A 15,940-nucleotide genomic window follows, 5' to 3' on the forward strand; every position below is an offset into this window, starting at 1 on the left:
TCCTATTCTCCTTAGCTTCCGTCCGGTCCAACCATTTCATCAATAAAATCGCGATACTCCTCGGCGACCCATTCGCCCCGTCCCGTGAGCGTGTACTCCTTCCGCCGTTTGTCACTTTCCTTCGTCTGCTTGTTGACCAACCCTGAGTCAACCATTCGATCGAGACTCGGATACAGTCGCCCGTGATTGATCTCTTCTGGGTAGAGGTCCTCGAGTGCGTCTTGGAGATCCACTCCCTCTGCTGGCCCAAGCCGGTAGATTAACCAGAGGAGGTGGACCTGAAAGGCGGTGAGGTCTGTTGGAAGATTATACGACGAAAAATCAATCGAATGAGTGTCCGTCGAATCATCGTTAGAGGACTCCGCCCCATTCGACGAGTCTGACGCGGTCATACCTCGATATTCACTACCGATACCTAAAATGCCACCCGAACGCCGATAGCCGATTCGCCCTCACCATCGTTGCTTCGGTCACGCCACCTCGTAAGCATCTCAACAAACACCACTGGAAAGCTGGCGTGTGATGATACCACGAGAAGCTTCCGAGTGAGCGCCTTCCAGGACGGAAACACACGCTCCTGCTAGTCGCTATACGCGTCGAGGAGGTCCCACTCCTCGCGCATCAGTTCGCGGACGCCGTGTTCGAGAATCCCTTCCCCGAGCGAGGTGGCCCGATAGTACGAATAGAGGCCTTCGGTGTCGGGCTGCTTCCGTTTTCGATTCTCGACGAGCCCAACATCGATGAGTGCGTCGAGATGGTAGTGGAGCGTGTTCGACGGGAGATCGAGTCCCTGTTCGAGCTCTTTCGCACTGTGGGCCCCCTTTTCGGTCAGGAAATGGAGAATCCGAAAGCGGGTTTCGTTCCCGATCGCTCGCTGCATGTCGAGATACTCTTCGAGAGAGAGGAGGCTGTGCTCCGGTAGGAGCCCTGCCAAATCGTCCGCATCGGGAGACGAACGCTCGGATTCGACCATGTGCACTAGTTGCGTAAGCAGACCCATAAGTGCTTGCTGACTCAGCACCCACAGAAAAGCAGCTTATTTATATGGGCACGGATGCTGGTGTAATGCGCGACCGGCTAGTCGGCGAACTCGGCGAGCTCGCCCACTCACGCTTTCTCGTCTATCTGATGGGCCCATACAAGACGTTCGACGTCGATGCACTGCTGGACGCGGTAGAGAACGACAACCGCGAGGCTCTGAGCTCAATCCCCGAGACGGTAGATTTCGGTGCGCTTGTCGGGTCGGACGTGGATCTCGACCAGCAGGAAGCGGTGCTCGATCTGCTGCTCTACGCCCGTGATCGACTCCGGACTGAGCCGGGCGTCAACGCGTTTCTGGCCATCGATATCGACATCCCGCTTGAGGAGATGGACGCGGCAACACAGAGCATCGAATTCGCGCTCGCGAGCAATGCTGTCATCTACATCGTCCCACGGATCGGTGATAATCTCGGTGTCGGCATCGAGACCGGCTCCGTGCTTGAGGCGATCTTTCGGGAACGCGATGAGCGAACGCCGACGAACGCGCATCAAGAACGAGTCCTGTTCATCCACGAGTCCGGTGTCCGGAGTGCGATGATCGCTGCCGTCCAGGACCGGTGGGACGCGCGCGTCTATTCATATGACGACCGCGATGATCTCGTCCATCAGCTCCGGTTGTTCGTCCGGGATCTCGCACGACGAGAACAACGCGGCGACCTCCCACAGCTTGATTGATACCCTCCCCGGCCTGCTCGCCCCCTCCCGTCTTGTGGCCGCCGGGCACGCCGTACGTGTGGAACGTGTCACGAAACGACAGAACGACTACGTCGAGGAGCGAGAATTCCTCCAACTGAGGCATCCCAAATGGCCGACCTACCGGTCGACTACGATGGGGCGGGACATCCTCGAGCATGGCGTAAAGGAGCTGATGCGCGCGAACGCGAGTTCGACGACGTCTATTCGTAATCAGATTTTACCTGCGTCGCCGCAGTCAGAGGGGCTAGTACAAGAATTCATAGATTCGACCCACATCTCGTCTGGTAGAAAGGGGTTGTTGAATATAGAGCGCAATTGCATCAAGTGGTGACTGCCACATTAGCACCGAGACGGAGGTGCGTCGCCACCGTCGGGGCGGGCTGGGAAGCAGGCGGAGGACACGCCCTCGATCCTCCTAGGCCCTCGAACGTAGAGTCGCCATCCCCACGGTAGAAACGCTAAGCTCCTCGCCCCCCTACATCGCATATGACTGCGGGAATCGACAACATCCAGTTCCTAGCCACGTCGGCCCACCGCGTCGGCGTCCTCGAGACGTTGGGCGACGGACCGACCAACCGTCAAGAGCTGTGTGAGGCCACCGGCGCCTCCTCGCCGACCGTCGGACGGGTGCTCGCCGACTTCGAAGAGCGTCGGTGGCTCGTCAGGGACGGCCCCACGTACGGGTTGACCCCCCTCGGCGAGTACGTCGCCGACCGGTTCCTGGCTCTCCGGGACGCAATGGAGGTCGAGGAGAAGCTCCGAGATGTCTGGCAGTGGCTGCCGGTCGAGATGCCGGGTTTCTCCGTCGACCTCTTCGCCGATGCGGTGGTCTCTTATCCCGGGCCAGGGTATCCCTACGAGCCCGTCGAGCGTCTCGGCCAGCTCATCACGTCGACCTCGTCGTTGCGCGGGTTCGACAACATCGTCTACAAGTCGAGTAACCTCGAGACAGCCTGCGGCGCGGTCCTCGAGGGAATGACGTTCGAGTACGTATTCACGCCCGACGCCCTGAAGGGGATGTTCGCCTGGAACCCGGATCGGATCATGGAGGTCACCGTCTGCGAGAACGCGACCGTCCTCGTCCACGACCACCTCCCAGACGGCGACCGCTGCGGCCTCGGCATCGTGGACGACCGGGCCGGCATCTGCTGCCACGACCCCGAGACCGGGGCGCTCGTGGCGGTCATCGACACCGACGCCCCGGAAGCCCGCGAGTGGGCCACCTCGGTCTTCGAGCAGGTTCGCGCGGAGGCGACCCCGGTAGACCCCGCCGCCTTTGAATCCCGCGCGCCTTCGTAACGCCCCTGGCGACGACCGCCGCCATCGGACTGGCAAACCGGTCAGCCGGGAGCTTCTGACGTAGCAGGTACCCGGCCTTCCCGAGATTTCAGGGCGTGAAATCCTGCACGCGGCATCATCACATCCCTCCGGCGCGTACGCTTGCCGAGGAACGAACACATGATCGAACGACACGACACCGTCGTCATCGGCGGCGGCCAGGCCGGACTGGCGACCGGGTACTACCTGCAGCAGCACGACCAGGACTTCGTCATCCTCGACGCGGGCGACCGCGTTGGCGACGCATGGCGGGCCCGCTGGGACTCCCTCCGGGTGTTCACGCCCGCCCGCTACTCGAGCCTGCCGAGGATGGACTTTTCGGGCTCACCGTACGCCTTCCCCACGAAGGACGAGGTGGCCGACTATCTGGAGACCTACGCCCAGCGGTTCGACCTGCCTGTCGAACTCGGCGTCCGCGTGGACGGGCTGGAACGGAGCGGGGATGGCTTCCTCGTGAGCGCCGGCGACCGGCGGTTCGAGGCGGCCAACGTCGTCGTGGCGATGGCGAGCTACCAGGTCCCGAAGGTCCCGGATTTCGCGTCTGAGCTCTCCGACGATGTCGTCCAACTGCACACGAGCGACTACCGCAACCCCAATCAGCTTCAGGACGGGGAGGTGCTCGTCGTCGGAGCGGGCAACTCCGGTGCCGAGATTGCCCTCGACGTCGCCTCTGAGCACAACACATGGCTGTCGGGTCGGGACGTCGGCCATGTGCCGTTCCACATCGACTCGTGGGTCGGTCGTCACCTCGGGGGCCCATTCGTGATGCGCGTGCTCTTCCACCGGATATTCACGACGGGGACGCCGATCGGACGTCGTATCCGCCCGAAGGTGCTCTCACAAGGCGGTCCGCTGGTCCGAACGAAGCCGAGTGACCTGGTCGCGGCTGGCGTCAAGCGGGTGCCTCGCACGACCGGCGTCCGCGACGGTCGCCCCGTCGTCGGGGACGACGACGTCCTCGACGTCGAGAACGTCATCTGGTGCACTGGCTTCCGCCCTGACTTTTCGTGGATAGCCCTCCCGATCTTCGACGGGAAGGAACAGCTTAAGGAGCCCGTCCACGCGCGCGGTGTCGTCCCGAACGAGCCGGGACTGTACTTCGTCGGCCTGTTCTTCCAGTACGCGATGACGTCGGGGCTGTTCACCGGCGTCGGCAGGGATGCGGAGTACGTCGTCGACCACCTGACGTCGAGGGCGCGGCAGCAGCAGCCTCGTCCGAGCTACACAAGATCGGCGGACGGACTCCCACAGCAGTCGTAGTCGAGCTTGGCGTCGCCCCCGGGTACTGAGAACGGCCGGTCTTGCGAACGTCGCCATCCCGCACGGTCTAACTCATCCTAACTGGGAGTCAGATCACCCGCGGTGACCGATACAACCTCTGAATCTCGCACGTCTACCCTAAAATTCTGTACTCGGTTATATCTGAAAGTATGTGGGTTTTCGCTAATCCCTATTAGCAGCGCATACCCTCAGCCGCCTCGTCCCGCGTCAGATTGCTTGTCCGCTAACCGCTTTTCCAGAAATTCTCGCAGGTTCGATTCGAACGACGGCGGCGTCTCCCCGTACGACGACGCTGCAAACTCGACAACTTCCTCAACATCGACTTCTTCTAGTACCGTCCCCAATCCGTAGAGTGCAGAGCGGGCGACCTCACTGTAGAACTCGTCCTCGTCGTAGCAGAACTGGCAGTCCTTCCGCCAGTAGTCGGGGACGAACTGCACGCCCAGTGCCTGATGCTTGGGGCAGATCCCTTTCCGGACCTTCCCGATGTTTCGGAAGTCAATCTGCCACGCTCCGTCGGGTGTGATCTCGACAACGAAGTACGCGCCGAGAAGCGCATCAGCACCATGGTCTGCCGTTCGGTAGAGAAACGCCGTGTTGAGTGCCTTGTTCTTGTATCGGCCCGTGTGTATATGGCCCGAGAAGTACGCTTTCCCCGCGAAGTGGTCCAGTAGCTCGGGATACCAGTAGTGGGTGACGAGGATCGTGTCGTCTTCGACGAGCTCGAGATCCTGGGTGAACGTTTCTCCAGCGACGGTGATTGCGTCGTCTTCGGGGATGAACGTCCCTGGCAGGTCGTAGTCTTGGAACGGCCGTTCCGGGCCGATTGCCCCATCACGGTTCCCCCAGGAGGAGTTCTCCGCGCTCGCTGAGGGCCTCGAACTGCGGCGTGATCGCCTCGAGCTGCTCACGACCTTCGTCGACGCCGTCGAACCACGCGTTTGTGATATCGCCGACGTGAATGACGAAGTCGAATTCCTCGCCATCCGTGCCATCTACGACCCATTCCAAGGAGGTTACGTCGCCGTGATTGTCCCCCATGCAGAGGAAGCGTAGTGTCTCGTCATCGTCAGCCGTCATGGGGAGTCGCTCCTTCGTATCTTGACGCTGTTCATACGAGCCCTGCCTCTTCGAAGGCTTCGTTGACGACGTCGGGCGTCGGCGCGTTCAGATACGGTTCGATCGCTTGGAAGGAGTCCCAGCCGCCGACGGCCATCACGACACGGGGATTCATCTGGCGGTCGACGAGAAGCCGCTGGGCGAACCGCCGGCGAAGATCGTGGGAACTCACGTAGCGGAAATCGTCGTCGCCGGTTTCGTCAGCGGCACGTTCGGCAGTCCGCTTGACGACGTCTCTGACGCCGCGCTCTGTGAGGTCCACGAGCGGGTCGGAGGGTGCGATATCCTCGTGGGTCTGGTAGCGATGGATATCGCTCTCGACGTCTGGTGGGAGGTAGGCGTCGCGAGGCTTTCCGCCACTCCCGGTCGTGTCCTTCCCTTCTGGAACGCGGAGGCGGTAGTGATCACCGTCGGCTGTTCGCTTGACGTGCTCCGGGTGAATCTGTGGAATCTCGAACGCGCGGAGGCCGACGTAGCCACCGAGCTGGATGACGAGATCATCGCGTGGATTCATCGTCGAACGACGCAACTCCTCGAGTTCGTCGTCAGTCATCCAGACCTTGTACTCGTCTGGCTTGGCGGTCGCCTCCAGTCGCATAGTCACTTCCAAAAAAAGCTTGCACCATATATCTGTCGAGCATCAGAAATCGCGGTGTGTTGCCCTCCGATAAGGCCGGCTCAGAGGCGAAGAGAAGATTTTCAGTGACGACTTCTTGTACAAACTGGAGGTGCAGGAATGATGCTGCCCGTAAAGCGTCAGGTACCCTCGTCACTCACGTCGTACAGTGCGACCACTGCCTCGCCATCCTCGACGTCTACCACGTCGGAGGGATCGGAGGCGGTCGTGGAGGTAAACTGGCACCCAGTCAACCGACCGGGTGGTGTACGAAGGTTTATAAGCGAAAACGGGGGCTAACACTGTCGAACCCCCGACTAAGGCCCGAATCGCTCGCTAACCATCCACGGAATCCGAGCTATGACCAGATGACGCTTGAACAAGCACGGACGAGCTGCGCAATGCAATCGGCGGGAGTTTGCTTAGATGTGTTTGACCGACAGCTACGCGATCAGGGTGCTATCGCTAATCGGAATAGCTCACTGACGCTCTGCAGTCCCGTCGATACAGGCCATGGCTCACCACGGGTCTTCACGGAAAGCAACCCAGACCCCTACTTTCACCCGATGTTCGACAACGACATTGACCCCGAGAAGTACGTCAAGGAGAACCGCAAGCAAGTACTCGCCGTCGTCAGAGGCAGTGACGATCCCTTCGCTCGCGCTTGCGCGTGGGCGCTCTTAGATCGATACACCCCAGATAACGAACTGGACGAGTTACACGACGAACTCGATGCAGTCGTGGAACGGAGGGGGAAGCCGTGAGTCGATTACTCGACGGCGGTCGGCAGGTCGATGTCGAGACCCTCAGCGACGTCAAGCGCCTCCTCGAAGAAGTCGTCGTCGTTCAGCATCATCTGGGTGACGGCCTTTCGTGTGACGACGTCCTCGACGAATTCGCCGTCCTCCTGGAACAGCTGGAGTGCCATGTCTCTGACCGTCGTCTTCGTCTCTTCGAGGTCCTCGAAAGTGTCGTGGTCGAGCGCTTGATTGCACCACATACAGACGTCCTTGTCGCGTGGCGTCTGTCGACGGCACCGGGGGCAGGTAATCGGCGTGTAGTCCTCCGGATCTTCAGTTTCGACGTCCTGCCCGTGCATCGACGCGTACTCGCGAGCGCGATCCTCCCCGTACATCGCGACGTAGTGGGAGATGGCATCGCTTCCGCGCTGGCGTCCCTGTCGGTCCTCGATGAACGACTCGTTCTTGCCGAGTTTGGCGAGCCACGTCGCGTTCGACTTCCGGAAGTTCTTCGGCGTGACGGGCTTCTCGAGGTCGATGCGGTCGGCGGCTCGCTTGAAGTAGCGTTGGAAGGTCGTGTAGCTCATCCGTTCGCCGTTCGACTTCACCCAGAGGTAGGCATCGTCGTTGCCCGGGCACGGATGATGGTCACCGAGCCAGCGGTTCAGGTACGGCAGCGCGAGAATCATCGTCACCGAGCGCTGGCCGGTCTTCCCGTCGACCTCGATTTCGACACCGTAGCTGGTGTCCTTCACATCGCCGACCTTCATCTCGTAGAGTTCGCAGTGCGGGCGGAACCCACCCTCGAACTGGACGGCGAACAGTGCCTTGTTGCGGGCCGGGTTTGTCCCGTCGTTGATGAGCGGGAGGACGTCATCCTCCCAGTCGAGCATGTCGGCACGCGACGGCTTCGGATTGTAGTTGCGCGGCGTATTCGCGGACATCCAGTCGATGGATTCCGGCGGATCGCCCTTCGTTCCACGGCGGAGTGCGTGCTTGCCCATGGCGCGGATCGCCAGCCGGTAATCGCACTTCGTTCGGGGGTTATCGTACTCCCGGTTGACCCAGCGGACGAGTTCCTCGGCAGCCTCGCGTTCCTCGAGTGCGTCAGTCAGGCCGCCGACCTTCTCGGCCACGCGGACGAGGTGCCTGAGGAGTTTCTCGTGCCGATTGTCGCTGTAGTCGTGGAGGTCGAACTGATCGGAGACAGTGAGCAGCGTTCCAGCGTCGTCGTCGCTGATCGTGTCGCCCGCATATCGCTCATCGTCGTAGAAGTTGGCCCCGCCGCCGGCTCGAATGCGCTCTTTCAAAACGCGGATTCGTTCGCGCTTCGTCATACGGTTTGGAATGGTTCGTTACAGGATTTAACCATTCGGCTAAAATCCCGGCCTAGGCTCTCCTCGTTCCTCCTGTAGTCCTCCGCACTCGGTTCCGCCTCGCCGATACGCTCCGTGAGCGTCCCACGCCGTCGGTGCCGAACGACGCGAACGCCACGGCGATAGACACCGAAGAACGCGGAGTCGGAACCCACCAGAGGGGCGCGCGCCGGGTCGGAAGCGCGAACGCGGCAGGAGTTATACGCTACCGTGTCAAACAGTATCACATGCCCGAGCGTCGCGAGTTCCTCAGGGCTGCCGGGAGCGCCGCCGTCGTCGGAGTCGGGACGTTCGCGGGGTGTAACGCGGCCGAGGAACTGAGCGGGGACTCCCCGCGGGCGACGGCGGCGGAGACGACGGAGACCGAGCTACCGGCCCGGACGGTCACGATGAGCGGCAACAACGCTGCCGGCCTCATCTACTTCAGTCCGGTCGGTCTGTTCGTCGAACCGGGCGAGACGGTGACGTGGCGGGCCGAGAGCGGCCAGCACTCGACCGCCGCGTTCCACTCCGACAACGACACGGAACGACGGATTCCGTCCGACGCCGAGTCGTGGTACAGCGGGCCCGTCTCGTACAGTACGTTCGAGCACACGTTCGGGGTCGAGGGGACGTACGACTACTACTGCGGGATTCACTACAACCACGGCATGGTCGCCCGAATCGTCGTGGGGGAACCGGGAGGGCCGGCGGCGGGTACCCGGACGCCGTACGGCAGAGTCCCGCCGGCCGAGGAGGTCGTCGACCGGGGCTCGATATCTTACTTCGAGTTCACGGGAGAGGGGTGACCGTCTCGGTCGGGACGATGCGCCGCTGGAGACCACACGATTCGCCGACGGAGGAGGGTCCGGCTGTGACGGGAGTCCGTGGCCACCCGAGCGGACGTGGGTTCGGGCGGACCGACGGGGAGGAGTTGCGGGGGGCTCCCGGCACGACCACGGTCCGGCGTCGCTCGGTCCTGGGGTACGCCGGCCACCTCGCGGTTGCCGGGGTCGTCGGACTGACCGGGTGCGACGCGCCCGACCACGAGTCCTCGCAGAGCGGAGACCTCCCCAGCGACGACGCTGCGGGCGCCGACCCGAACGGAAGCGAGGGAGGTGTCGCGACCCGGGTCACGGACTCTCGACGGCGAGTCTCTCTGAGCGGTATCACCGGTGCGGCACGCCTCAGTCCGGTCGGTCTGTTCCTCGACCCCGGGACCACCGTCGTCTTCCGCGTGACGAGCGGGCCGCACTCGTCGCGAGCGTTCCACCCCGACAACGGGACGGAGCTTCGGATTCCCCGGGAGGCGGAGCCCTGGCGTAGCCCCGCGATGGGACCGGGGCAGTCGTTCGCGGTCAGGCTCACCGTCCCGGGGACGTACGACTACTACTGCGCCACGCACCTCAACCACGGCCGCGTGGGACGACTCGTCGTCGGAGAACCGGGCGGTCCCGCCGAGGGGTCGATGCCGCCGGGCGGGACGGTCCCCGACAGTCGGCGAATCGTCGAGGAGGGAGTCGTCCCCGCCGGGGCGTCGTTCGAGCGACGGTCGGTCGGCTGACCGTCGCTCGAACGACCCGCGGTCACCCGCCGTCGGTCCGGTTCACCTCGTACGCTCGAACGCCGTAACTGGCGAACTCCCTGGCGCGACTCGGGACGTCGCCGAGCGTGCGAAACCGGATACGGAAGGCACCGCGTTCGCCCGCCGCGAGCGACCCCGGGGAGGTGCGGACCGCCCGGGCGCCGATGACCGAGCCGTCCTCGTCGTAGAAAGTGGCGACGACGCCGACGTTCGAGGGACGCTCTCCCCGGTTCTCGACCGCGCCGACGACGACGAGCTGGTCTTGCGACTCGTCGGAGACGCGCGAGTCGGTGACGACCAAGGAGTCCGCGGCGTCCGCGGCCGAACCGTCCGAGCGGAGCGACACCTCGAAGTCCGCGGGTTTCTCGCCGAGGTCCGCCGCTCGGATGACGAACGGAGCGGTCCCGCCCGGCGGAACGGGCGCACCCAGAACCGTGTCGGTCACCGACCCGACGGCGTCGCCGTCGGCGTCGACGAACGTGACCACGACCGAAACCCCGCTCACCGGCGTGTTGCGCCCGTTGTGAACCTCTCCCACGACCGTCGGCCGACCGACACGGTCGAAGTGCATCGTCGCGTGCGTCGCGACGACCTCTCCGCCGGTCAGGTCTACCGCGATGGGGGCGACGACCGCGGACCCGACGACGAGGAGGACCGCTACCGCGGCGGTGATGGCGGCCACCGCGACCCGATTCGTCATGTACTTACATAATCTATTATTGTATTAAACTCCTCCTCTCGACCTCGACCCGGCCGGAACCCCGTTTTATCACCGCAGGCGTCGAACGCTAACTGTTCGCATGGACCCGGCTATCGAACTGTACGACGACCCGATCAACCCGCACGGCTGGGCGGCACAGCCGACGTTTCGCCGGCTGAATCTGGCGTTCCCGGACGTTCCGTGGCGCGTTCGCCCGGTCGTGCTGGTGCCGTCGTGGGAGGAGTACGACGGCCCGGAGCTCGAGGGAGGGAAGCGGGGGATGGCGGCCGCCTGCGCCCGACTCAGCGAGCGGTCGGGGATGCCAATCGACGAGTACCTCTGGTTCTCCGACCCCCCCACCTCGTCGACGGGCGCCTGCCTCGCACTCGCGGCGGCCGAGCGAGGAGACGGGGCGGGCGTCGTTCGACTGCTGCGGGCGCTCCGCGAGGCGACGTACATCGGACGGACGAACGTCGGCGACCGTAACCGGCTGCGTTCGGTAGTCGCGGCGACCTCCGGCGTCGAGACCGAGGCAGTGATGGGAACGCTCGACGACGAGCGGACCCTCCGGGCGCTCGAGCGTCACCGCGGGGCGGCGGCGGCACTCGACGGCGAGGGCGTGACCCCGGTCGGGGACCGGTGTGAACTCCCGACGCTCCTCGTCCGCGGCGACGGCGGGACGCGAGGACTCTCCGGCCGACGGCGGTTCGAGACGTACCGGGAGGCCGTGCTCGCGGCGACCGACCGGACCCCGCGGGCGGAGCCGCCGACCGTGCGGAGGGTCATCGAGGAGTTCTCGCCGGAAGGGTGGGTGTCGACGACCGAACTCGCGGTGGTCGCCCGCGGGACGTACGACGCCGTCGCGAGACGGGCTGGCGAACTGGCCGAAGGAGGGACGGTGACCGAACGGGAGTTCGCCTCCGAATCCTTCTGGCGACTGCCCGCGGACGTCCCGGACGGCACGGCGGCGGGGAGGGACGCGGGCGGGGAAACCGAGCGGGCGACGGAGTCGGTCGACGGGGGCGACGCGAACACGGGACCGAGCCGCGAGACGAGCGAGGAATGAGCCCGCCCCTCCGCGTGTTCTCGGTCCACGGCACCTTCGTCTTCCGGTACCGGGACGGCCCGCTCCCACCGCGGGTCGAGTCGCACTACAACGCGACCGAGGACCGGTACGAACTCCCGTTCGAGGAGTTGCTCCGACCGCTCGAACGGGCGGTCGACGGGGTGGTACTCGAACCGGCCGAGGCGTTCACCGTCGAGTTCCGCGACCCGCCGCCGCCGGACGTCGCGGAGGACGCCCTCCTCGTCGAGCGCGAGGGACCGACGACGTCGCTCTTGCTGCCGACTACGGAGGGCGTCGAGCGAGCGCTCGCCGCCGGCGGGTCGCGACGGGAGGAGTGACGTCCGCGGCGTCACCCGGCAGTCGCCGCCGCGACCCGGCTCTCGACGAAGCCGCCCGCGTACGCGAACACCGTCCACGAGATGGTGAGGAGGACGAGGACGGTGAACACGACCGGCCAGAACGTCGTCGCGAACGCGGCCGTCACGAACGCCGACCAGACGCCCGTGACCCCCGCCAGGAAGACGACGGCCGTCGTGACCACCGCACCGAGCGTCCCGCTCACCGCGCTGGTGGTCCGCCAGTCGCGGCCGGACGAGCGGAGCCGTTCGACGCGCGCGGCGACGAAACCGCCGACGAGCGGCCAGACGACGAGCAGCAGGAGGAAGCCGAGCGCTCCCCCCAACTGGAGTCCGAACAGGTGGACCAGCCCCAGAAGCGTGAGGAGCGCTCCGCCGACGACGTCGCCGCTCACTCGGCGGACTCGCGTACCGCCAACGGTGTCGGTTGCTTGAGTTGCCATGCCTCACGTTGACAATCGTCACACCCGGAGCATAAGCGTACCGGCGCGAACGGGAGCGTCGTCGCGCCGGGTGGTCAGAACACGTGTATCAGGAGCCAGGCGGCGATGCGGGGAGCGGCGACGCCGGCGGCGACGAACGCGAGCAGCCAGCCGACGAACGTCCGGAGCGACCGGAGCCGCGACCCGCGCTCGCGCCAGACGAAGTACGCGTTCACGAGGGCGACGGCGAGTCCGGCCGCCAGGGCCGTCGCGAAGTAGTCGGCCATCGTCGCGTTACCCGTACCGCTTGACCGCCCGCCAGTACTCCTCGGGCGTGTCGACGTCGACGAGTATCCGCGGGTCGTCGACGGGGACCTCGCGCACCGTCGTCTCCTCCGCGTAGACGACCGCGCGGGCGCCCTCGTCGTCGGGCGCCGACAGGAGGCGGTCGAACGTCGAGGCGGCGAACACCACCGGGTGGCCGCGCTCGCCGTCGGTCGTCGGCTGGACGACGTCCGCGCGCGACTCCGACGCCTCCCGGAGTGCGTCGAGGACGGCCGGCGGGACGAACGGGTGGTCGACGGGCCAGAGCAGCAAGCCGTCGGCGTCGTCGGGCGTCGCCTCGACCCCCGCCCGGACCGATGAGAGCATCCCCTCCCGGTAGGCGTCGTTGACCGTCACCCGCGTCCCGTCGAGGGCGGCGCGCTCGCGGACGGTCTCGTGTTCGTGCCCCAGGACGACGACCCGGTCCGTCACGCCGCCGTCCGCGAGGGTCCGCAGGACGCGCTCGACGAACCGGTCCCCGTTCGCGTGCAGCAGCGGTTTCGGGAACCCGCCCATGCGCGTCGACGTGCCGGCCGCGACGACGACGCCACAGAGACGCGGCTGCGACCCGTCCCCGTCACGACTCATAGCCCAGGTGCTCCGTCAGGTCGTCGACGAAGAAGAACTTCATCACGACCGACTGGAACACCGCCATCCCGTTGACGTCGTCTATCTGTGCGGAGGTGATCCGCTCCTGGGCCGCGAGCAGATCCAGGACGACGACCGCCCGGTCGACCTCCGTTCGGAGCCGGTCGACGAAGGTCTCGTAGTGGGACCGGCCGCTGAGCTCGTGCTCCTCGGGAATCCGAGCGGCCGCCTCGACGCCGTCGGCGAACGCCTCCTTCAGTTGGAGGAGGTACGAACGGATCTCCTCCGCGTCTCCCTCGGTCTGTTCCTGCCGACCGATTCCCTGTCCCGCGTACGAGATCATGAACTCGTACGCCTCCTCCAGCCGCTCGACCGCTCCCTGCAGTTCGTGAACGTATATCATGGTAGATAGTGAGAAACGTTGGTACAAATACGTGTGGGGAGCGGCGGCCGGTCGGTCAGTCGTCGTCCGCGAGGCGCCACACGTCGATGCCGTTCGTCGTCTCGCGTCCCACGACGCCGTCCCCGGCCAGGTCGTGGAGCGTCATCCGTGTCGTCATCTCGGTCGCGTCGACGCCGAACGCGACCTCGCGGAGCACCGCCGGTCCCGTCCGAGCCAGGTAGCGTTCGACCCGAGCACCGTGGTCAGCGTCGGTGAACCGCTCCGCGACCTCGTCCGGGAGTCCCCGACCGACGAACTCCTTGGTTCCGAGCGGCGCGTGGGTCGCGGCCGTGTTCCTGATGTCCTCGTCGAGTCGGTTCACCGCGTCCTTCCAGTCCTGGTAGCCGGCCGACGGCGACGCGATGACCGTGGCGTCGTCCGACGAGAATCGGACGGTCGGTGGCGCCACGAGCGTCGCACGCGGCGCTCCCGTGCCGTCGCCGTCCGTCTCCTCGTCCCCGGGCACGTCGCTCGACCGGTCCGCCGCGCCGTCTCCGACTCCGATATCGCGGACTCGCGGCCCGAGCGGGAACGTCCGTATCTCCCCGCGCGTGTCGACCGAACCGCCGAGTCGTGCGGTCTCGGACGCCCGCTCGAGGTCGGCTGCCAACGCCTCGCGAGCGGTGCCGTCGGTCAGGTCGCGGTCGAGCGCCGCGGCGTCGACCGCCGCGACGTCCGCCGAGAGCGCCAGGAGGTCGTCGACGCCGGTCGGGGGGTCGCCCGCGACGAACGTCCGCAGTCGAATCCGTCGGAGGAGCGTTCTGGCCGCATCGAGCGACCGCTCGCGGACGGCCGCGACGGCTTCGCAGGCGACGCGCGAGGCGGGCGGTCCCCCCTCGGGCCACGGGTTCTGGACGACCGGCATCTCGTGTGCCTCGCAGACGATGCGTACCCGCTCGTTCAGTCCCGCGGACGGGTGGGCGTCCTCGCCGGGCGGCGGGTCGTCGCTGGACGCCGTCGCGCCCATCATCGGCGCGCCGGTCGAATTCGTCGACTCGGCCCCGGACCCCTCGCCGGCGACGCCCGCGGGGACCGCGTCGCGGTCCGGGAACAGCAGGGTCATTCGGGGGACCCACCGGACCGCCTCGTACTCGTACGCGAGTCGACGGACGGTCGGTTCGGCGGCCCAGCAGCGGTGCGAGAACGGGTCGGTGAAGTACTCGGCGGTGACGGTGGCGCTCATGTCATTCGTACGAGGTCGGGTGAGTCGGGTGGCTGTGCTGTCCTCTAGTCGTCTTCTCCTTCCGACCGTTCCCGACCGCCGTCGGTGACCGAGTCACCCCGGACCGACCAGCTCTCTGGGGAGTACTTCTTTGCGTAACCCTCGACGGAGACGGTACCGGTGATCATGCTCTTCGTGACGCTCCACTCCTGCGGTCGGACCGCGAAGTAGACGTGTCCCATCACCAGCGCGACGAGCGCCACCGCGAAGAAGTCGTGGAGCACGAAGCTCCACGCGACGAGGCCGAGCTGGTCGGTCGTCCCGAGACCGAACCGGACGCCGAGGAGCGAGAACTCGCGGGTCGCGTCCCAGAGGGGCCCGAAGTTCACGCGCCGGAGCAACACCACGCCGGTGAGGACGATACCGAGCGTCGCGCCCGTCACCGCCCAGTGGAGGAGTTTCTGCGCACCGGGATACTTGAACTGACGCGGGTAGTCGTCGGTCAGGCCGGCGAAGTTCTTGAGCCGCGTCCACTGGTCTCTGGCGTCGCGCGCGCCGAACCACATCGCGCCCCACGTCCCCTTGTACGCGACGTGACCGAGGTGGAAGAACACGTACCCGATGAGGACGACGGCGGCGACTTCGTGGACGGCGAGCCACGAGAGGCCGGGGAGTGCCCGCACGGTGACGTCGGTGTTCATGATGACGAACCCCGACAGCATCAGGGCGAATATCGAGATCGCCATGATCCAGTGGGAGGCGCGCTGCGTGACCGTGAACCGCTCCACCTCCTCGACGCCCTGCGTCCGCAGGCTCTCCTCGACCTCCTCGGGTGGTTGCTCGCCCGGTGCGACCGTGTGGCCCGTCGGGTTCAGGAGCTCCCGCACCACGAAGTGCACCAGAAACACCAGTGACGCCACGAACGCGAACACCAGCAGGATGTCCCAGGACAACCCGACGACAACCTCCTGGCCGAACCGGGACTCGAACCGGAAGATGTCGATTCCAAATGGCATATGCTAACTAACCGCACGATATCTATTAAGTGTTTAGGTGAACGGCCGTTTTAAGCCCGAATACGGCAGTTTCGTCGGGATTCACCCCGGTGC

Annotated in this window: 21 protein-coding genes; 8 read left to right on the forward strand and 13 right to left on the reverse strand. The window is 65.4% G+C overall.

Going from position 1 to position 15,940, the window contains the following annotated elements; all coding sequences use genetic code 11:
• Positions 1-11: 11 nt before the first annotated feature.
• Entirely contained in the window at positions 12-392 is a 381-nt protein-coding gene (locus AC6RUA_RS07395) for a PadR family transcriptional regulator (protein ID WP_499815287.1), read from the reverse strand.
• A 188-nt stretch (positions 393-580) separates the two neighbouring features.
• Positions 581-973 (reverse strand): ArsR/SmtB family transcription factor, encoded by a 393-nt coding sequence (locus AC6RUA_RS07400; RefSeq protein WP_499815288.1) that lies wholly within the window; start codon positions 971-973, stop codon positions 581-583.
• Between the two features lie 92 nt (positions 974-1,065).
• On the opposite strand from AC6RUA_RS07400, the gene AC6RUA_RS07405 reads away from it, so the two are divergent.
• From AC6RUA_RS07405 to AC6RUA_RS07415, 3 genes are all read left to right on the forward strand, one after another.
• Complete coding sequence (locus AC6RUA_RS07405; protein ID WP_499815289.1) at positions 1,066-1,716, forward strand: DUF7509 family protein; 651 nt, start codon at positions 1,066-1,068, stop codon at positions 1,714-1,716.
• Between the two features lie 507 nt (positions 1,717-2,223).
• On the forward strand, positions 2,224-3,036 hold the full coding sequence (locus tag AC6RUA_RS07410) for a helix-turn-helix transcriptional regulator (RefSeq protein WP_499815290.1): 813 nt from the start codon (positions 2,224-2,226) through the stop codon (positions 3,034-3,036).
• A 159-nt stretch (positions 3,037-3,195) separates the two neighbouring features.
• Positions 3,196-4,335 carry a flavin-containing monooxygenase gene (locus AC6RUA_RS07415; RefSeq protein ID WP_499815291.1) on the forward strand — a complete coding sequence of 380 codons (1,140 nt, stop codon included), beginning with the start codon at positions 3,196-3,198 and terminating at the stop codon, positions 4,333-4,335.
• Positions 4,336-4,544: 209 nt separating this feature from the next.
• Here AC6RUA_RS07415 and AC6RUA_RS07420 read toward each other — a convergent pair whose 3' ends face one another.
• The 3 genes from AC6RUA_RS07420 to AC6RUA_RS07430 are packed head-to-tail and all read right to left on the reverse strand — an operon-like array spanning position 4,545 to position 6,073.
• Positions 4,545-5,267 (reverse strand): hypothetical protein, encoded by a 723-nt coding sequence (locus tag AC6RUA_RS07420; RefSeq protein ID WP_499815292.1) that lies wholly within the window; start codon positions 5,265-5,267, stop codon positions 4,545-4,547.
• On the reverse strand, positions 5,191-5,436 hold the full coding sequence (locus AC6RUA_RS07425) for a metallophosphoesterase (protein ID WP_499815293.1): 246 nt from the start codon (positions 5,434-5,436) through the stop codon (positions 5,191-5,193). The genes AC6RUA_RS07420 and AC6RUA_RS07425 overlap by 77 nt, the downstream gene beginning before the upstream one ends.
• A 31-nt stretch (positions 5,437-5,467) precedes the next feature.
• Positions 5,468-6,073 (reverse strand): site-specific integrase, encoded by a 606-nt coding sequence (locus AC6RUA_RS07430; protein WP_499815294.1) that lies wholly within the window; start codon positions 6,071-6,073, stop codon positions 5,468-5,470.
• Between the two features lie 584 nt (positions 6,074-6,657).
• Between AC6RUA_RS07430 and AC6RUA_RS07435 the strand changes: the two genes are divergently transcribed.
• Positions 6,658-6,855, forward strand: a complete 198-nt coding sequence (locus AC6RUA_RS07435; protein WP_499815295.1) for a hypothetical protein — start codon at positions 6,658-6,660, stop codon at positions 6,853-6,855.
• 5 nt (positions 6,856-6,860) lie between these two features.
• On the opposite strand, the gene AC6RUA_RS07440 is transcribed toward AC6RUA_RS07435, so the two are convergent.
• Positions 6,861-8,168, reverse strand: a complete 1,308-nt coding sequence (locus tag AC6RUA_RS07440) for a tyrosine-type recombinase/integrase (RefSeq protein WP_499815296.1) — start codon at positions 8,166-8,168, stop codon at positions 6,861-6,863.
• Between the two features lie 266 nt (positions 8,169-8,434).
• Here AC6RUA_RS07440 and AC6RUA_RS07445 point away from each other — a divergent pair, with 266 nt between their 5' ends.
• Together AC6RUA_RS07445 and AC6RUA_RS07450 are read left to right on the forward strand one after the other, a co-directional pair.
• Positions 8,435-8,995 (forward strand): cupredoxin domain-containing protein, encoded by a 561-nt coding sequence (locus AC6RUA_RS07445; RefSeq protein ID WP_499815297.1) that lies wholly within the window; start codon positions 8,435-8,437, stop codon positions 8,993-8,995.
• Between the two features lie 65 nt (positions 8,996-9,060).
• A complete protein-coding gene (locus tag AC6RUA_RS07450) occupies positions 9,061-9,750 on the forward strand; it encodes a cupredoxin domain-containing protein (protein WP_499815298.1) in 690 nt (229 codons plus the stop codon).
• Between the two features lie 22 nt (positions 9,751-9,772).
• Here AC6RUA_RS07450 and AC6RUA_RS07455 read toward each other — a convergent pair whose 3' ends face one another.
• Complete coding sequence (locus AC6RUA_RS07455) at positions 9,773-10,471, reverse strand: FxLYD domain-containing protein (protein WP_499815299.1); 699 nt, start codon at positions 10,469-10,471, stop codon at positions 9,773-9,775.
• Positions 10,472-10,571: 100 nt separating this feature from the next.
• Here AC6RUA_RS07455 and AC6RUA_RS07460 point away from each other — a divergent pair, with 100 nt between their 5' ends.
• Positions 10,572-11,537 carry a DsbA family oxidoreductase gene (locus AC6RUA_RS07460; RefSeq protein ID WP_499815300.1) on the forward strand — a complete coding sequence of 322 codons (966 nt, stop codon included), beginning with the start codon at positions 10,572-10,574 and terminating at the stop codon, positions 11,535-11,537.
• Positions 11,534-11,875, forward strand: a complete 342-nt coding sequence (locus tag AC6RUA_RS07465; protein ID WP_499815301.1) for a hypothetical protein — start codon at positions 11,534-11,536, stop codon at positions 11,873-11,875. The genes AC6RUA_RS07460 and AC6RUA_RS07465 overlap by 4 nt, the downstream gene beginning before the upstream one ends.
• An 11-nt stretch (positions 11,876-11,886) precedes the next feature.
• Here AC6RUA_RS07465 and AC6RUA_RS07470 read toward each other — a convergent pair whose 3' ends face one another.
• From AC6RUA_RS07470 to AC6RUA_RS07495, 6 genes are all read right to left on the reverse strand, one after another.
• A complete protein-coding gene (locus AC6RUA_RS07470; protein WP_499815302.1) occupies positions 11,887-12,336 on the reverse strand; it encodes a hypothetical protein in 450 nt (149 codons plus the stop codon).
• Between the two features lie 74 nt (positions 12,337-12,410).
• Positions 12,411-12,602, reverse strand: coding sequence for a hypothetical protein (locus tag AC6RUA_RS07475; RefSeq protein WP_499815303.1), 192 nt, complete (start codon positions 12,600-12,602; stop codon positions 12,411-12,413).
• A gap of 7 nt (positions 12,603-12,609) precedes the next feature.
• Positions 12,610-13,227, reverse strand: a complete 618-nt coding sequence (locus AC6RUA_RS07480) for a nucleotidyltransferase family protein (RefSeq protein WP_499815304.1) — start codon at positions 13,225-13,227, stop codon at positions 12,610-12,612.
• Positions 13,217-13,630 (reverse strand): hypothetical protein, encoded by a 414-nt coding sequence (locus AC6RUA_RS07485; protein WP_499815305.1) that lies wholly within the window; start codon positions 13,628-13,630, stop codon positions 13,217-13,219. The genes AC6RUA_RS07480 and AC6RUA_RS07485 overlap by 11 nt, the downstream gene beginning before the upstream one ends.
• A gap of 55 nt (positions 13,631-13,685) precedes the next feature.
• Positions 13,686-14,852, reverse strand: coding sequence for a DsbA family protein (locus AC6RUA_RS07490; RefSeq protein ID WP_499815306.1), 1,167 nt, complete (start codon positions 14,850-14,852; stop codon positions 13,686-13,688).
• Positions 14,853-14,896: 44 nt separating this feature from the next.
• The gene (locus AC6RUA_RS07495) at positions 14,897-15,847 is read right to left on the reverse strand and encodes a cytochrome b/b6 domain-containing protein (protein WP_499815307.1); all 951 of its coding nucleotides are present in this window, start codon (positions 15,845-15,847) and stop codon (positions 14,897-14,899) included.
• Between the last annotated feature and the right edge of the window lie 93 nt (positions 15,848-15,940).

The organism is Halorarum sp. SLYT50 (assembly GCF_059821265.1).

Coding starts and splice junctions, on each gene's coding strand:
- AC6RUA_RS07395 (WP_499815287.1), bottom strand. CDS start 392: ATGACCGCGTCAGACTCGTCGAATGGGGCGGAGTCCTCTAACGATGAT.
- AC6RUA_RS07400 (WP_499815288.1), bottom strand. CDS start 973: ATGGTCGAATCCGAGCGTTCGTCTCCCGATGCGGACGATTTGGCAGGG.
- AC6RUA_RS07405 (WP_499815289.1), top strand. CDS start 1,066: ATGCGCGACCGGCTAGTCGGCGAACTCGGCGAGCTCGCCCACTCACGC.
- AC6RUA_RS07410 (WP_499815290.1), top strand. CDS start 2,224: ATGACTGCGGGAATCGACAACATCCAGTTCCTAGCCACGTCGGCCCAC.
- AC6RUA_RS07415 (WP_499815291.1), top strand. CDS start 3,196: ATGATCGAACGACACGACACCGTCGTCATCGGCGGCGGCCAGGCCGGA.
- AC6RUA_RS07425 (WP_499815293.1), bottom strand. CDS start 5,436: ATGACGGCTGACGATGACGAGACACTACGCTTCCTCTGCATGGGGGAC.
- AC6RUA_RS07430 (WP_499815294.1), bottom strand. CDS start 6,073: ATGCGACTGGAGGCGACCGCCAAGCCAGACGAGTACAAGGTCTGGATG.
- AC6RUA_RS07435 (WP_499815295.1), top strand. CDS start 6,658: ATGTTCGACAACGACATTGACCCCGAGAAGTACGTCAAGGAGAACCGC.
- AC6RUA_RS07440 (WP_499815296.1), bottom strand. CDS start 8,168: ATGACGAAGCGCGAACGAATCCGCGTTTTGAAAGAGCGCATTCGAGCC.
- AC6RUA_RS07445 (WP_499815297.1), top strand. CDS start 8,435: ATGCCCGAGCGTCGCGAGTTCCTCAGGGCTGCCGGGAGCGCCGCCGTC.
- AC6RUA_RS07455 (WP_499815299.1), bottom strand. CDS start 10,471: ATGACGAATCGGGTCGCGGTGGCCGCCATCACCGCCGCGGTAGCGGTC.
- AC6RUA_RS07460 (WP_499815300.1), top strand. CDS start 10,572: ATGGACCCGGCTATCGAACTGTACGACGACCCGATCAACCCGCACGGC.
- AC6RUA_RS07465 (WP_499815301.1), top strand. CDS start 11,534: ATGAGCCCGCCCCTCCGCGTGTTCTCGGTCCACGGCACCTTCGTCTTC.
- AC6RUA_RS07470 (WP_499815302.1), bottom strand. CDS start 12,336: ATGGCAACTCAAGCAACCGACACCGTTGGCGGTACGCGAGTCCGCCGA.
- AC6RUA_RS07475 (WP_499815303.1), bottom strand. CDS start 12,602: ATGGCCGACTACTTCGCGACGGCCCTGGCGGCCGGACTCGCCGTCGCC.
- AC6RUA_RS07480 (WP_499815304.1), bottom strand. CDS start 13,227: ATGAGTCGTGACGGGGACGGGTCGCAGCCGCGTCTCTGTGGCGTCGTC.
- AC6RUA_RS07485 (WP_499815305.1), bottom strand. CDS start 13,630: ATGATATACGTTCACGAACTGCAGGGAGCGGTCGAGCGGCTGGAGGAG.
- AC6RUA_RS07490 (WP_499815306.1), bottom strand. CDS start 14,852: ATGAGCGCCACCGTCACCGCCGAGTACTTCACCGACCCGTTCTCGCAC.
- AC6RUA_RS07495 (WP_499815307.1), bottom strand. CDS start 15,847: ATGCCATTTGGAATCGACATCTTCCGGTTCGAGTCCCGGTTCGGCCAG.